At 31.4% G+C, this 15,247-nt stretch carries 14 protein-coding genes; 8 read left to right on the plus strand and 6 right to left on the minus strand.

The genetic code is table 11. The features are described from left to right. Positions 1-24: 24 nt before the first annotated feature. The 3 genes from acsB to METVU_RS04730 all read right to left on the minus strand — a co-directional run bounded on the left by acsB (position 25) and on the right by METVU_RS04730 (position 3,505). Positions 25-2,247, minus strand: a complete 2,223-nt coding sequence (acsB, locus tag METVU_RS08885) for an acetyl-CoA decarbonylase/synthase complex subunit alpha/beta (protein ID WP_015733045.1) — start codon at positions 2,245-2,247, stop codon at positions 25-27. Positions 2,248-2,547: 300 nt separating this feature from the next. Next, a complete protein-coding gene (locus METVU_RS04725) occupies positions 2,548-2,994 on the minus strand; it encodes an Lrp/AsnC family transcriptional regulator (RefSeq protein ID WP_015733046.1) in 447 nt (148 codons plus the stop codon). 4 nt (positions 2,995-2,998) lie between these two features. After that, the gene (locus METVU_RS04730; protein WP_015733047.1) at positions 2,999-3,505 is read right to left on the minus strand and encodes a V4R domain-containing protein; all 507 of its coding nucleotides are present in this window, start codon (positions 3,503-3,505) and stop codon (positions 2,999-3,001) included. A 993-nt stretch (positions 3,506-4,498) separates the two neighbouring features. Here METVU_RS04730 and METVU_RS04735 point away from each other — a divergent pair. The 8 genes from METVU_RS04735 (at position 4,499) to METVU_RS04770 (ending at position 11,037) form a co-directional block, all read left to right on the plus strand. Next, the gene (locus METVU_RS04735; protein WP_015733048.1) at positions 4,499-5,191 is read left to right on the plus strand and encodes an endonuclease III domain-containing protein; all 693 of its coding nucleotides are present in this window, start codon (positions 4,499-4,501) and stop codon (positions 5,189-5,191) included. A gap of 41 nt (positions 5,192-5,232) precedes the next feature. Then, entirely contained in the window at positions 5,233-5,448 is a 216-nt protein-coding gene (locus METVU_RS04740) for an RNA chaperone Hfq (RefSeq protein WP_015733049.1), read from the plus strand. Positions 5,449-5,699: 251 nt separating this feature from the next. Then, positions 5,700-6,011 carry an energy-converting hydrogenase B subunit EhbP gene (ehbP, locus tag METVU_RS04745; RefSeq protein ID WP_015733050.1) on the plus strand — a complete coding sequence of 104 codons (312 nt, stop codon included), beginning with the start codon at positions 5,700-5,702 and terminating at the stop codon, positions 6,009-6,011. 95 nt (positions 6,012-6,106) lie between these two features. After that, positions 6,107-6,802, plus strand: coding sequence for a TIGR02253 family HAD-type hydrolase (locus METVU_RS04750; RefSeq protein WP_015733051.1), 696 nt, complete (start codon positions 6,107-6,109; stop codon positions 6,800-6,802). Between the two features lie 40 nt (positions 6,803-6,842). Beyond that, a complete protein-coding gene (gene cobS, locus METVU_RS04755) occupies positions 6,843-7,595 on the plus strand; it encodes an adenosylcobinamide-GDP ribazoletransferase (RefSeq protein ID WP_015733052.1) in 753 nt (250 codons plus the stop codon). A gap of 174 nt (positions 7,596-7,769) precedes the next feature. Continuing rightward, complete coding sequence (locus METVU_RS04760) at positions 7,770-8,864, plus strand: iron ABC transporter substrate-binding protein (RefSeq protein ID WP_015733053.1); 1,095 nt, start codon at positions 7,770-7,772, stop codon at positions 8,862-8,864. Positions 8,865-8,929: 65 nt separating this feature from the next. Continuing rightward, entirely contained in the window at positions 8,930-9,985 is a 1,056-nt protein-coding gene (locus tag METVU_RS04765) for a methyltransferase family protein (RefSeq protein WP_015733054.1), read from the plus strand. 11 nt (positions 9,986-9,996) lie between these two features. Continuing rightward, entirely contained in the window at positions 9,997-11,037 is a 1,041-nt protein-coding gene (locus METVU_RS04770; protein ID WP_048196812.1) for a FecCD family ABC transporter permease, read from the plus strand. Between the two features lie 49 nt (positions 11,038-11,086). On the opposite strand, the gene rrmJ is transcribed toward METVU_RS04770, so the two are convergent. The 3 genes from rrmJ to METVU_RS04785 form a co-directional block, all read right to left on the minus strand. Next, positions 11,087-11,833, minus strand: coding sequence for a 23S rRNA (uridine(2552)-2'-O)-methyltransferase (rrmJ, locus tag METVU_RS04775; protein WP_015733056.1), 747 nt, complete (start codon positions 11,831-11,833; stop codon positions 11,087-11,089). Positions 11,834-12,145: 312 nt separating this feature from the next. Then, on the minus strand, positions 12,146-12,946 hold the full coding sequence (locus METVU_RS04780; protein ID WP_048196814.1) for a mechanosensitive ion channel family protein: 801 nt from the start codon (positions 12,944-12,946) through the stop codon (positions 12,146-12,148). 993 nt (positions 12,947-13,939) lie between these two features. Further along, positions 13,940-15,193 carry an LL-diaminopimelate aminotransferase gene (locus METVU_RS04785; protein WP_015733058.1) on the minus strand — a complete coding sequence of 418 codons (1,254 nt, stop codon included), beginning with the start codon at positions 15,191-15,193 and terminating at the stop codon, positions 13,940-13,942. Between the last annotated feature and the right edge of the window lie 54 nt (positions 15,194-15,247).

Raw genomic sequence — 15,247 nt, forward strand, 5'->3', positions numbered from 1 at the left:
AGACAAAAGATTTAAAAGCCAAGTTTATCTTCTCATATTTAAGTTTATTGTTATTTTTACATTCTTCATAATGATCTGAACTCCTCCATCCTTAGCTAACTTAGCAATCAACTCTCCAACTTCAAAACTATCTTCTTCATCAACACTTCTTTTCTCAACTTTTGCACTTTTTTCTTCCTCTTTTTCTTCTTCTTTTTCTTCCTCCTGCTTAAAGACGGGATGTCCTTTTTCTTTTAGGAATTTTATTAATTCATCGGTGGTTTTAACCTCCTCCTCAGTTGCAATCTTATCAAACAACCCCTCAGGAATCGCATCCTTAACCCTCTCCTTCAACTCCTTTGGCAACCAAACAATCCTCTCCCAACCACCATCACCCTGCAAAAACTTAGGCGACTTCATATAAGAAATAGAAATACCAACAAACCCAGGAACCTGCTTACCACCACTACACTGCCCTGCCAAAGATGAAAAAGGCAATCCAAATGGCGTCTCTCCTCTGAAATGCCTATGAACTACTCCAAATCCATCAACCTCTGGAATGTAGAAGACAATTGCCTCGAAACAACCACAAGACGTGCATGGATTTTCTAATGCGGTGTGTAAAGCCATCTCTTCAACACTTCCCTGTGATTTTTCTCTAACAACCTCATTAACTCCACTATATACCCCCAATTTTTCATCCAAACACTCTCCCTTCTTAATCTCAAATATCGGCCCATTAGGATCTATTTTAGCAGCAGCCCTCGCATCTAAATAGTTTATACTTCCACAGAGAGATGGCCTATCTGGGGTTATAACGCATACGTGGGTTGGAGCGAAACTCTGACACATGATACATCCATAGAAAACATCAACATCCTCTTCCCTTATCGATTTTGTTTTTTCATCTCTCTTTTTGTAGATCTCTCTTGCCTTTTCTAACTCTTCCTTGATCTTCTCTGGATCTGTTATCAACAACACATCGCATTTTTCAATTATTGGGAAATGCTCCTTGAATAGTTGTTTTATTACTTCTCCTATGTGTTTTAGTCGTAGTCCTTTTTGGTATGCGTCTTTGCTTATTCTGATCCAGACCTGGTCTCTTTGGTTTAGGTGCATTACTCCTTCGATGTAGTTGAAGAATTCATGAACTCTCCTTTCTAAAACACCCTCTAAGTCCTCTTCCAAGTTCTCTCCACTAACTCTCACAATAACTGCAAACGGATTTCTACTACCCTCCTCCATCTCATCAATATCCTTCCCAATAATCTTAACCTCATCATCAGCATTATCAACAACCCTAACCAACTCAAACCCATAACTCTTCGGACCCGCTAACTCAACATACATATCAGGCCCCCTAATCCTCTCACCCTCATTCATCGGCCCAACAGAAACAGGAATATCAAATTCAACTACTTTAACTTCAACACCTTTCATTTTTAGAGCGTTTTCTACGATGTTGTCAATATCTGAGCTTTCTAACGCTCCTTTTATTACTGGAACTTCGTTGTTTGTTATTACTGGAACTCCCGCTTTTATACAGCCCGCTCCTGCTGATAGTGTTATATCGTCGAGTTCTCCTAATGCTAATACCACTGCTGGAACTCTATTTTTTAAATATTCAATAATCTCTTCTGTTTTTCCGGGTTCAATTCCTCCGAATATTAGCGGGGCTCTTATGGCCAAGTTTGCTGCGTGTATTGCAGATGTTATCTCATCTCCAACTGGAACAAGAAGTTTATCTAATCCATACCCTATTCCTGCTTCGTCCATTTCTTTTATTATGTCTCCAATTAAGAGAGCGAGTATGTTTCTCTTCTTTATATCGTCTATAAGTTTTTTTAATTTCTCTTTGTCTCCAACTTTTCCTATAACTACAAATATGGCAGGGATTTTTCCTTCTACCAGTGGAACCCCTAATCCTCTTAATATCTCATCTGGAATGAACCCAACGTATGGGTCTTGATAGGGTTTGTCGCTTTTTGCATACTTTAATGCTTCGAGTGCTTCTGCACATATTAGTGTGATAACTCCTGCATCTAACGCGTTTTCTAATGTTTCTTCTTCTTTTACGCTTAGAGAGTTTATCAACTCTTTTAGGTCTTTTACTGTCTCTATTTTTTTACCTAATAAACCGTAGATTGTTGGTAGGTTGTAGTTTGTTCCTGGATAACCTAATTTTAAGTCCTCTTTCTCTTTTTCTAATGTGTCTTTTGTTAGGTCTAAGACGATTTTTGCTCCATTTATTATGTTTTTCACAACCATCCTTTCACCGTTATTTTGTTCTTTTGGATTTATGTTATTAAAGATTTTAACATATGAATAGTTAGTTGTATTTTTTATTTCTATGTTAATTAACTATATATAGTGTAGCTACGCATTGCGAAAAATTTTTGCAGATATTTAAAGATTTTTATTTATATTTGTAAAAAAATAGTGTCAAAAGCAACATTTTTCTTTCCTATCTACGAATTGCATATGCGAAAAATGGGCATTTTTAAACTTTTCTATTTTATTTTTACAGTAATATTTAATATATTTTTTTAAGATTACTGTAATATTAATTTATAATGGAATCTTACTTCCATTTTTAAAGGTTCTTAACACTATCGTTACCTTACATCCGTTAACATTAACAAGAGGATATATCTTCTCGGCTAAAAACTTTCCTAAACTTTCAATATCTTTTAAAACAGCAATACAAACTGCATCATATTCTCCTGTGGTTTGGTAGAGTTCTACTATCTCATCGAGTTCTTTAAGTTTGCTGAGTGTTTCATCAACTTTTGAGGGTTTTATATACAAACCGAGTATTGCCACTACTTCAAATCCCAAATTTTTTGGATCTATTGTAGCGTGAAATCCTGTTATAATTCCTTTTTCTGTTAATTTTTTTACCCTGTTTCTTACTGTTCCCTCGCTAATTCCGAGTTCTCTTCCGATTTCTCTAAATGATTTTCTTGCATTATCATTTAAAATTTTCAGAATTTTTAGATCTACTCTATCAAGCATTCAATCACCAGTAGATCTTTTCCTCAACTTTTACTAAAAATTCGCAGTATTCATCTCCCTTTCCGCAACATTTTGTCTCAACAACATTAACTTTCCTTTTTAGTTTTTCCTCGAGAGTTCCGGCTATAAGTCCAGCTTCAAAATGACATAATGTTGTGCCAACATTTGGAACATTGTGGCATGAGATGCAATCTTTTAATACTAAGATCATTTCATTTTCATCTATCTTTTTTACTTCTAAAACTCCTATTTTTGCCTTGCTTAATATATCTGCAAAACTTTCAAACAGATTTGATTCATCTACATATTTTGATATTACTTCTCTACCAATATCTTTTCCAATGTTGTAAATTATTGCTTCAATACCGCATCCGGTTGTTAAAACACCAATTCTTACTGCTTGAAATATCGAAAGAGGGATTAAATTGCCTAACGTTCTTTCTGGTGGGTTGTCATTTATCAAATTTTCAAGATCTTTTTTAACTTTTTTATGTAAAAGTTCTTTATCCATAATTATCCCCTGGTAATTTATCTATCTAATTTATCTATCTAATTTATCTATCTAATTTATCTATCTAATTTATCTATCTAATTTATCTATCTAATTTATCTATCTAATTTATCTATCTAATTTATCTATCTAATTTATCTATCTAATTTATCTATCTAATTTATCTATCTAATTTATCTATCTAATTTATCTATCTAATTTATCTATCTAATTTATCTATCTAATTTATCTATCTAATTTATCTATCTAATTTATCTATCTAATTTATCTATCTAATTTATCTATCTAATTTATCTATCTAATTTATCTATCTAATTTATCTATCTAATTTATCTATCTAATTTATCTATCTAATTTATCTATCTAATTTATCTATCTAATTTATCTATCTAATTTATCTATCTAATTTATCTATCTAATTTATCTATCTAATTTATCTATCTAATTTATCTATCTAATTTATCTATCTAATTTATCTATCTAATTTATCTATCTAATTTATCTATCTAATTTATCTATCTAATTTATCTATCTAATTTATCTATCTAATTTATCTATCTAATTTATCTATCTAATTTATCTATCTAATTTATCTATCTAATTTATCTATCTAATTTATCTATCTAATTTATCTATCTAATTTATCTATCTAATTTATCTATCTAATTTATCTATCTAATTTATCTATCTAATTTATCTATCTAATTTATCTATCTAATTTATCTATCTAATTTATCTATCTAATTTATCTATCTAATTTATCTATCTAATTTATCTATCTAATTTATCTATCTAATTTATCTATCTAATTTATCTATCTAATTTATCTATCTAATTTATCTATCTAATTTATCTATCTAATTTATCTATCTAATTTATCTATCTAATTTATCTATCTGCAATTCCCGTTCTTAAATCTATATTACACAGTCCAAAAGTAATCGATAGCAGGAAAATCTTTTTAACTAATATCTACTAAAAAATATAAAAAATTTGAGTGAGGGGAGTTATATTAAAGGAAAGGAAAAACTATTATTTAAAATATACAAGGTTCTGTTAGATAGTTATGGCCCGCAACATTGGTGGCCTGCTGAAACGAGATATGAAGTCGTGGTTGGAGCAGTGTTAACTCAGAATACAAGTTGGAAAAATGTAGAAAAGGCAATAAGAAATTTGAAAAATAAAGATTTGATCGATGAGATTAAAATACTAAACATCGATGAAGATGTTTTAAAAGCCCTCATAAAACCTGCAGGATTCTATAATATAAAAGCAAAACGGCTTAAAAATATAACCAAATATATAGTAGAAAATTATAAAACAACGGAGGACATGGCAAGAGCAAACAAGGATGTTAAAGAATTAAGAAAAGAATTACTTTCAATAAAAGGCATTGGTCCAGAAACAGCAGATAGTATTTTGTTATATGCCTTAGACAAGGAAAGTTTTGTCATAGATGCATATACAAAAAGGATATTCAGCCGATTAAATATTATAAACGAAAAAATGTCCTATGATGAGATCAAAAAATTATTTGAAACCAATTTACCAAAAGATCTGCAGATATATAAGGAGTATCACGCATTGATTGTTGAACATGCTAAAAGAGTTTGTAAAAAGAATCCCCTTTGCGATAACTGTCCAATTAAAAAAGTATATATATGTGATGGAAATTATAAGAGATGATGTGCGAAGTTTAATAACAATAAATCAAAGGGTGGAAGTAAATGAATAAACCTGCAAAAAAACCACAACAAAAGAAAGTTATCCAAAACTTCGAATACGCAAGACGATTGAATGGAAAGAATGTTAAAATATTCCTAAGAAATGGAGAAGTTTTGGATGCAGAAGTTAATGGGGTTTCTAACTACGAAATTATGGTAAAAGTAGGGGAGAGAAACCTATTAATATTTAAACATGCTATCGACTACATTGAATATTAAATCTTTGAATAAAGTATCCTTAGATGTTAACAGGCAAACACAAGAGGGTTTTATTCCCTCTAAAACTTTTTTTAGGTTAAATGTTATTTACAATATTTTCAACCTTAAATAAACATCTAAACATTAGAATATGCTGTCGTTGAGAATATTTCTATAAATAATAAATAAAATAGAAACAACATAAAAACCAAACAAAAAGAATAAAAAGAATAAATCTAAGAAATATTTTAAAAATTTCTGGGAGATAAACTATGCCAAAAATGGTATTACTTCCAAAAATGACAATGGCACTCGGAGGATATATTAGAGAAACTTTATTTCCATACGAAGGAGATGACATAAAGCCCTTTCCATTTAGAAATATTATCGTAGGAAATCCAACTAATGAACCAATAAAAATGGATGTTCCAGTTTATAGTGAAGATTGGATTGAAAAACATAGAAAACTTGGATTAATAGTTGTTCCAGTTAAAGAAGATGACGATTTCGTTGGTTTATTTTATAAAGTTAAATCACTTGTAAATTCTAAATCAGAGGACAATAGAACAGATCAGAGCGATTGATAAATCTAAAAACTATTCCTATTTTAAATTTTGGAGATTTAAAATCTAATAAGAACTAACAAACAAATAATAAAATATATTTAAGGTAATATGATATGATAAGAGGAGTTCTCTTTGATTTAGACGACACACTCTACAACTCTTCAGAGTTCGTAGAAATTGCCCGACGAGAGGCGGTAAAATCGATGATAGATGCAGGGTTAGATATTTCCTTTGAGGAGGCAATGAACATATTAAACAAAATAATACAGGATAAAGGGTCCAACTATGGAAAACATTTTGATGATTTAGTCAAGGCAATATCTGGGAGATACGATCCAAAAATAATAACAACTGGAATAATAACCTACCATAACGTAAAAGTAGCATTGTTAAGACCTTACCCCCATACTATAAAGACATTAATTGACTTGAAAGCAAGAGGGTTAAAATTAGGAGTTATAACAGATGGACTTACAATAAAACAATGGGAAAAACTGATTAGGATGGGAATTCATCCGTTTTTTGATGAAGTTATCACGTCAGAAGAATTTGGTTTAGGAAAGCCCCACTTGGAGTTTTTTAAATATGGATTAAAAAGAATGAATTTAAAACCAGAAGAAACCATATATGTTGGGGATCGGGTAGATAAAGATATAAAACCAGCAAAAGATTTGGGAATGACTACTGTAAGGATATTAAAGGGAAAATATAAAGAAATGGAAGATAACAATTACAGCGATTATACAATAAACTCTATTCAAGAACTTGTAAAGATCGTTGATGAGTTAATGAATAAAACAAAAATATAACATAAAAATAAAAAATGAATAAAAAATTAGATGGGATAAAATGCTCAAGGAATTTAAAGCGTTAATTTCGTTTTTTACACGTATTCCTTTGCCGATAAGCGAATTTAGTTTTGAAGATATTGCAAATTACTTTTATCTTGTTGTGCTGGTTGGATACTTGTTTGGGATTTTTGGAGTTGCATTAGCGTTTTTATTTGAAATACTGTTTCCAAAATTACTGGTTGGAATTTTAGTCCTATTTTTTATTGAGTATTTAAATGGATTTCATCACATAGATGGGCTAATTGACTTTGGAGATGGATGGATGGCGGTAGGAGATAAGAAAAAAAAGTTAATGGCTATGAGGGATCGATATATAGGATGTGGAGGAGTAGTTTTAGCAATATTTGTTAATTTAATATCTGCCTTCTCGTTATTTTATATTCTCAACATCAATCTTTTGTATATTTTAGTTGTAGAGGTTAGTGCAAAGCTCGGAATGCTTAGTTGTTCAACCTTTGGAAAACCTCTCATTGAGGGAACAGGAAGATATTTTGTTAAAAAAGCGGATGAAAAATTCTTGACAATTGGCATAATATTATCACTTCCTCTTTTACTGCTCTTTGGTGGAATAGATAGGAAGATCACAATTATTGCAATAATTGTTGCTGTAATTTCAGGATTTTGCATGGCAAAAATCTCAAAAAAACATTTTGGAGGAGTTAACGGAGACGTATTGGGGGCTTCTAATGAAATAACAAGGGCTGCTGTGTTGTTGACAATAATTGCATGTTTTAAAATACTTGGATTATAATTTACTTCTTGTTTTTTATCTTTTATTATTTTTTGCATTTTTTATGATTTTTTATTTAGTGTTTTATAGATTAATACCTCAAACCAAAAAGTTTATATTTTGTAATACCTTTTTATAGATATATATTATCATCACAAAAACAAAAAATTAAAAAATTAAAATTTAGGTGGAATTATGCTAAAAAAATTAACAGCCCTTTTAATAATTACAGTTCTTACAGTTGGGCTTTGTGGCTGTGTAGAAAACTCTTCTAAAACAACAAAAACTATAACAATAACTGATGCCCTTGGAAGAGAAGTAAAAGTCCCTGTAGAAGTTGACAGAATAGTGTGTTGTGGGCCAGGATGTTTAAGGATGATCGTTTATTTAAACGCGACAGATAAAGTTGTAGGTGTTGAAGATGCCGAGAAAAAATGGACACCGTGGGGAAGACCTTATAGAATAGCACATCCAGAACTTGCTAACCTACCAACAATAGGCCAAGGGGGGCCATCTCCAAAACCAAATCCAGAAGCAATTCTAAAAGTAAAACCAGATGTAATCTTTGCCACATACATTACAAAAGATGAAGCAGATACTCTACAACAAAAAACAGGAATCCCAGTAGTTGTTTTAACTTATGGGAAATTAGCCACCTTTGACAACGAAGATCTCTTCAATTCCTTAAAACTCGCTGGAAAAATACTTGGAAAAGAAAAAAGAGCTGAGAATGTTATTCAATTTATAAAAAAATGCGAATCTGATTTGAAAAATAGAACAGGAGATATTCCAGACAGTAAAAAACCAACTGTTTACGTTGGAGGGATTGGGTATAAAGGAATACATGGAATTGATAGTACAGAATGCAAATACCCTCCTTTTGAACTTGTAAATGCAAAGAATGTTGCTGATGAGTTAGGTAGAGAAGGACACGTCTTTGTAAGCAAAGAACAGATTCTAAAATGGAATCCGGATATAATTTTCATTGATGAAGGAGGATTAAGTATTGTTATGCAGGACTATAAAAAAGATCCAGCATTTTACAATTCATTAAAAGCGTTTAAAACTGGAAATGTTTATGGACTATTGCCCTATAACTTCTATGCAACAAATATCGGAACTGCGTTAGCAGATGCTTACTACATTGGAAAAGTTGTTTATCCAGATAGATTTAAGGATATAGACCCTGAGAAAAAAGCAGATGAGATTTATACTTTCTTAGTAGGAAAGCCGGTTTATGAGCAGATGAAAGAGCATTTAGGAGGATTTAAGAAGTTGGAGTTTAAATAATCGTCAACAATTTTTCACTTTTTATCCAACAATTCAATTTTTTAAAATTATTTTTGGTGATAATAATGCTTTTGAATCTTCCAGATAAAAGTCCAGAAAAGATTTTGGAGATTTTTAATGAAGTATATACAAAAACCAAACTCTTCTACCTATTAAAAACTGCTATCGAGTTAGGTTTATTTGATCACTTAGAAGAGTTTAGAAGCGTTGAAGAGTTGGCAGAAATATTGAAAATAGACGTGGTTATGACGGAATATATACTAAAAGTTTTAGAGGAAATAGGTTTAATTGAATGTAAAACTAAAAATGGAAAAAGACAGTATAAAAATACGGAAATATCAAATATCTTCCTTAAAGAGGGCTCATTTTATAGTTTAAGAGATCCAATCCACTCCTGCTTTGAGAATATAAAAAATTGGGAAAATTTATCTGATATATTAAAAAATAAAAAATATAGGAAGAAAGAAGATATTAATTCCTTTTTTCCAAAAGTTATTAAAAAACTGGCGGATGAATGCAAATGTTGGGAATTGCAAAAGATTTTAGAGTATATAGCGAAATATGAGGAATTTAAAAATGCAAAAAAACTTCTCGATTTAGGAGGAGGGCATGGATTATATGCAATTGGCTTTACTTTGTTAAATAAAAACCTAAAAAGCTATGTTTTTGATTTACCAGACGTTGTTAAAGAAACTCAGAAGTTCATTAAAAAATATAATGCAAAAAATGTTTTTACAATTGCGGGGAACTTTTATACTGATGATATTGGAAATGGCTATGATATAATATTCTGTTCATACAATCCCGGAGGAAAAAATCCAAAAATTGCTCAAAAAGTTTATAATGCTTTAAATAAAGGAGGATTGTTTATAAATAAGCAGTTTTTTCCAGAGAAAGAAAGTATAGAAGATTTTTTGGATAATATTGAATGGAATATGTTTGATGCAGAAGGTTTGAAGAAGGATAAAAGGAAATACACTTTTAAAGGAGATCTAAATTTAGAAAAGTATTTGGACTATTTAAAAAAATTAGGGTTTAAAATTATAGAAGTTAAGGATATTAATCAGATTTTGGGAATAAAATATGGAAAAGCAAAAATAATCATTGCTAAAAAGATTTGAAATGTGATAAAATGGACATTCGACATATGTATAAACAACATATTAAAAAAAGAATTATATTTGGACTATTTTTGTTTTTAATTTTAATCGTAAGTGCGATCTACTCCCTATGTGTTGGTGACTATCAACTAACCATTAGTCAGGTTTTAAGTGCAATCTTTGGACATGAAGCAGGAACTGTAAATTTGATAATATGGAATATTCGCCTTCCAAGGATTATAACTGCCATTATAGCGGGTAGCTCACTGGCTGTTGCGGGAGCGGTTATGCAATGTATTTTAAGAAATCCATTAGCAAGTCCTTTCACTATTGGTATTTCGCACGGAGCGATGTTTGGGGCATCTCTTGCAATAATACTCTTCGGATTTGGAGAAATGAAGAGCGGAACGGTGTTTTTTAACAATCCATATATGATAACGATGTTCGCATTCTTTGGGGCATTAATAGGTGTTGTTGTTATATTGTCTCTTGCCAAGTTGAGAGGGTTAACTCCTGAGGCGATGATTTTAGCAGGAGTGGCTATGAGTTCATTATTTACCGCAGGAACTATGTTGATCCAGTATTTTGCTAACGATTTACAACTGGCTTCTATGGTGTATTGGACTTTTGGGGATTTGGGTAGGGCTGGATGGGAGGAGATTTGGATCTTATTGGTTGTGGCATTATCTTCAATTGTATATTTTATTTACAAGAGATGGGACTACAATGCATTAGAAGCAGGAGAAGAGACAGCCAAATCTTTGGGAGTTAATACGGAGAGGGTAAGGTTGATTGGTATGCTTATAGCTTCACTATTAACAGCCGTGAATGTTGCTTTTTTAGGAATAATTGGGTTTGTTGGTTTAATTTGTCCACATATCGTTAGAATATTTATTGGAGGAGATTATAGGTTTTTAATTCCAATATCTGCATTATTCGGGGCAGTTTTGCTGTTGATAGCTGATACATTTGCGAGAACTATAATTTCTCCACTTATATTGCCAGTTGGGATTTTAACATCCTTTTTAGGAGCTCCGATGTTTTTATATCTGCTAATTAGAATGTATAGGTAGGAATGCATAAGTAATAAAACTATAACAACGCTAAACAATTGCAAATATTTTATTGATCTGATTTGTTTTGCACTTCTTTATTTCTCATACTTTTGATCTTTTTGATCAACAGTTCTCCATCTGATTCTTTTTTTCTTTCTCTTTTTATATTATCTTTCTCCTCCCATTTTTTTCCAGTGTATCTTTTTGCTATAACATAAACCTCTGCACTTTCCTTCCTTGATGCTTGTGGTTTTGTGATATAAACTTTTTCAAAATATTTTTTAACTAACTTAACATAGTCGTCAATCATATCTCCATAAAATACTTTTGCAACAAAATTTCCTCTCTCTTTTAACATTTCGGTGGCTATTTGTAAAGCAGTAGTTACTAAATCAATAGATCGAGCATGATCTACATCCCAGTATCCGCTTATATTAGGAGAGGCATCGCTTATAACCACATCTACCTTTTTTTCTTCATTTGGAATTAGTTCTCTAATTTTGTTTAATGTCTCTTCAGAGGTAAAGTCCCCTTTAATAGCTACTACGTTATCATATCCAAAAGGTTTAACAGGTTGTAAATCAACTCCAATAACAAATCCGTCATCCCCCACGATCTCTCTTGCAACTTGCATCCAACCGCCCGGAGCACAACCTAAATCTAAAATAATCTTTCTTGGTTTTATTACGTTGAATTTTTCGTTTAATTGCATTAATTTAAATGATGCTCTCGATCTATATTGTAGTTTTTTAGCTAATTTATAATAAAAATCTCTCTTTCTCTGTAAATACCATCTTTTACTTTTTCTTCCCATTCTTTCACCAGTTTTAAATGTGCAGTTATTTTTAATCTTTGCTTTATTTGTTAATTTTTAGGTCTTATGTTTATATGTTTTTGTTCGTTGAGGGATGTGGTCGAAATATCTATAATATTTAATAACATTTATGTATTTATAAATATATCTGCAAATATGTAATTGAATTAATTAAATTAATGAATGAGATGTAAATAATAAAACATAACAACACATATGAAAGCATAAAAATTAAATCTCCAAAAATCAGGACTGTCAAAAAATAAAAATAAAGAAAATAAATCATAATATAAATAAACTAAAAACAAAAATTTACTGCTTTAAATGCACATCCAGCTGTGGGAATGGTATTTCAATGCCTTTCTCAGTATATACTTCATATATTCCTTTTAATAAATCGTTCATTACAGTCCAATAGTCCTCTGTCTTAACCCATGCTCTCAGTTGAAGATTTATGGATGAATCTGCCAATTCAGTGATAACAACAGCAGGACTTGGATCGTTCAATACAAGAGGATGATTCTTCATGAAATCAATCGCTATTTGTATCGCTTCATCCAATTTTGTCCCATAGGCAACACCAACGTTTACATCAACCCTTCTAATTGGTTGTCTTGTGTAGTTTATTATTGGACTACCCCAGATGTCTTTATTTGAGATGAATATCACTTTATTATCAGGTGTTGTGAGCTCAGTTGACATAACTCCTATATTGCTAACTTTTCCAGTGAGTCCGTTTGTCGTTATAACATCTTCTTTATCAAAAGGTCTCATCAAAGCGATCCAAAATCCAGCAGCTAAATTTGTCATTGTATCTTGTAGTCCAAAACCTAAAACAAGACCAATAACAGCAGATAACCCTATAACAACAGATCCAACATTAACTCCTAACAAACTAACGGCAATTAAAAGAACAGCTACTAACAAGAGGGCATAAATTGCATTTGATAGAAAATCTTTTAAAATCTCTGGGAGTGTTGTCTTGTCAAGGCCTTTTCTAAATACTGAAACAATTATTTTTGCAACTATCCATCCAACAATAAATGCAACAACGCTCCAAATTATCTTTATTAAGCTTATTCCGATATATGGCAAAGGTTGTGTCAAATCCATATCTTTCACCATAATAACATTTTTTTATTTGAACTGTTGCATATTCTACTTTATACTTTCAGAATTTTATATTTTACGATATATTTCACTTCATATATGTTTACATTTGCATAAATCAGTTTTCAAAAGCCATAAATAAAAATAAGTAATATAAAAAAAGTAGGGGGGAGGGGTAGGAAGCATGTGCGTCTGCTAAAAACCCCAAGAGTGTTTATCTTCGTTATTCTTTAAATCCCTTCGGGGGGGGCGACAACTCCCCAGTTATTATTTATTAACGCTTCCCCTATATATTAGTTATCTGACAATCATTAGACATTTCTATTGTTTTATATATTTAAATGTATGGGCTATAATCTTAAAAATAAAAACAAAAATCCCTTAAACTTTTTAAAGTTTTAGTTTTAAAACTTTTTTGGAGGTATAATGCCGTTTAAAACTGTTTAATTTTTTTATGGACAAATATGAGCTTATATAAGTTTTCAATACCAAAATTTTTATAAAATTTTTATAATAAGTTTATATATAATAAACAAGTATTTAGATGCCTCTGATGAAGGTGAGACAGAAGACCTAAGGAGGCATCGATATTGTGTGATATTTAAACTAATAGGAAGAGCTGGGGTTCTCTTGGAGCGAAGCGACGAGAACTTAAAAACCGTAAGGTTTTTAAGTCCGTGACTGAGGAGGAGACCAATGACTTGCTCCCAATGAACCCAGAGGGAGATGAGGTCGATGATCCCCAAGTTCAACATGGACTTATGCCTATAAATATCCTTTTTTCATATCTACGGACGTTTTAAAAACTCTCAGTTCAACATGGACTTATGCCTATAAATATCCATGTTGGACAGACCCCTACGTCTCATAAAATCAAGGATGATATGTATTAACCTAAAAAGTAAATTTGGAATAATATTTAAAAGATAATATTTAAATCAACTATTAATTTATTAAAAATATAAAATCAAATCTTTACTAAAAATTAAAAGTTTATTAAAATTCTAAGTCCATTCCTTCCAATCTCTTCCTAAACTCCTCTAATAACAAATCCTCATACTTCTCCTCTGTTGTTGGGTTTCCATTTTCATCCTTAGCAACAAAACAAGCAGCCAATCTTAAATAATGTCCCGCATCATCCCAAGGAACTGTTGAAATAAGCTTTTCTTTAATCAAATACTGAGAGAAGTCCTCAGCAGTTTTAAATTCAATTCCATTTACTTTTTTTGGAGATTTGACATACAGATAGAATGTTCCTCCCGGCATTTTTGCATTAAATCCTACATCATTTAGTATTTTAACCATTTTCCTTAATCTCCTCTCATACTTTTGCCTAACCCTCTCTGTTATTTCAGGGTGTTGTAAACAGTAAATCCCTGCCTTTTGAATTGGAATAAACTGTCCACTATCAAAATTATCTTTAACTGTTGCGAATGCTTTAATTATAAGCTCGTTTCCTACTAAAAATGCCAATCTCCAACCAGTCATATTAAATGCTTTTGAAAAACTGTGAATTTCAACTCCGACATCTTTTGCGTCTTTAATCGAGAGGAATGATAATGGTTTTCCATCATAAACCAAAGCCCCATAAGCAGCATCTTGAACTACTATAACTTCATTTTCAAATGCAAAATCAACAACCTCTTTATAAAACTTTTTTGTTGCCTGAGCTCCGGTTGGGTTGTTTGGATAATTCAAGTATAATATTTTAGCCCTCTTCTTAATATCCTCAGGAATACTCTCTAAATCAGGTAAGAAGTTATTTTCCTCCAATAGTGGAAGGTTGTAAACATCCCCTCCATACCACTTGCTATGTGTTGCGGTTATAGGATACCCTGGAACTGTCATTAAACACACATCTCCCGGATTAATGAATGCGGATGTGATATATGCAAGGGCAGGTTTGGATCCTATGGAATGAATAACCTCGTTATAGGGATCTATATCCTTAACACCATAAACTCTCTCCATATATGGCGGAACAGCATCTTTTAACTCTTGAATTCCATTGTCCGCATAACCCCTATTTTCCCATTTTTTTGCCTCCTCACATAAAACCCTTACAACTTCTGGATCTGCCATTTCATCCGGCTCTCCTACCCCCATATCGATCAATTCAACATTTGGGTGTTTTTTCATTGCCTCCTGCTTAGCCCTTTTTATCTTTTCAAACTTGTAGATAACATCCTCTTTACCAAATTTTTTTCCACCTATTCTTTCAGCAAATAGGTTTTGAATATAACTTTCCATCCCTCTCACCTAATCAAATCCTTAAATTTCCTCAATTTAATTTAATTTAATTTC

The sequence above is a fragment of the Methanocaldococcus vulcanius M7 genome, from assembly GCF_000024625.1.
In the GTDB taxonomy this organism is placed as follows: domain Archaea; phylum AGJL01; class Methanococci; order Methanococcales; family Methanocaldococcaceae; genus Methanocaldococcus; species Methanocaldococcus vulcanius.

Bases quoted from the DNA above. Each gene is read 5' to 3' on its own strand.
- acsB (WP_015733045.1), bottom strand. From the start codon at position 2,247: ATGGTTGTGAAAAACATAATAAATGGAGCAAAAATCGTCTTAGACCTA.
- METVU_RS04725 (WP_015733046.1), bottom strand. From the start codon at position 2,994: ATGCTTGATAGAGTAGATCTAAAAATTCTGAAAATTTTAAATGATAAT.
- METVU_RS04730 (WP_015733047.1), bottom strand. From the start codon at position 3,505: ATGGATAAAGAACTTTTACATAAAAAAGTTAAAAAAGATCTTGAAAAT.
- METVU_RS04740 (WP_015733049.1), top strand. From the start codon at position 5,233: ATGAATAAACCTGCAAAAAAACCACAACAAAAGAAAGTTATCCAAAAC.
- ehbP (WP_015733050.1), top strand. From the start codon at position 5,700: ATGCCAAAAATGGTATTACTTCCAAAAATGACAATGGCACTCGGAGGA.
- METVU_RS04750 (WP_015733051.1), top strand. From the start codon at position 6,107: ATGATAAGAGGAGTTCTCTTTGATTTAGACGACACACTCTACAACTCT.
- cobS (WP_015733052.1), top strand. From the start codon at position 6,843: ATGCTCAAGGAATTTAAAGCGTTAATTTCGTTTTTTACACGTATTCCT.
- METVU_RS04760 (WP_015733053.1), top strand. From the start codon at position 7,770: ATGCTAAAAAAATTAACAGCCCTTTTAATAATTACAGTTCTTACAGTT.
- METVU_RS04765 (WP_015733054.1), top strand. From the start codon at position 8,930: ATGCTTTTGAATCTTCCAGATAAAAGTCCAGAAAAGATTTTGGAGATT.
- METVU_RS04770 (WP_048196812.1), top strand. From the start codon at position 9,997: ATGGACATTCGACATATGTATAAACAACATATTAAAAAAAGAATTATA.
- rrmJ (WP_015733056.1), bottom strand. From the start codon at position 11,833: ATGGGAAGAAAAAGTAAAAGATGGTATTTACAGAGAAAGAGAGATTTT.
- METVU_RS04780 (WP_048196814.1), bottom strand. From the start codon at position 12,946: ATGGATTTGACACAACCTTTGCCATATATCGGAATAAGCTTAATAAAG.
- METVU_RS04785 (WP_015733058.1), bottom strand. From the start codon at position 15,193: ATGGAAAGTTATATTCAAAACCTATTTGCTGAAAGAATAGGTGGAAAA.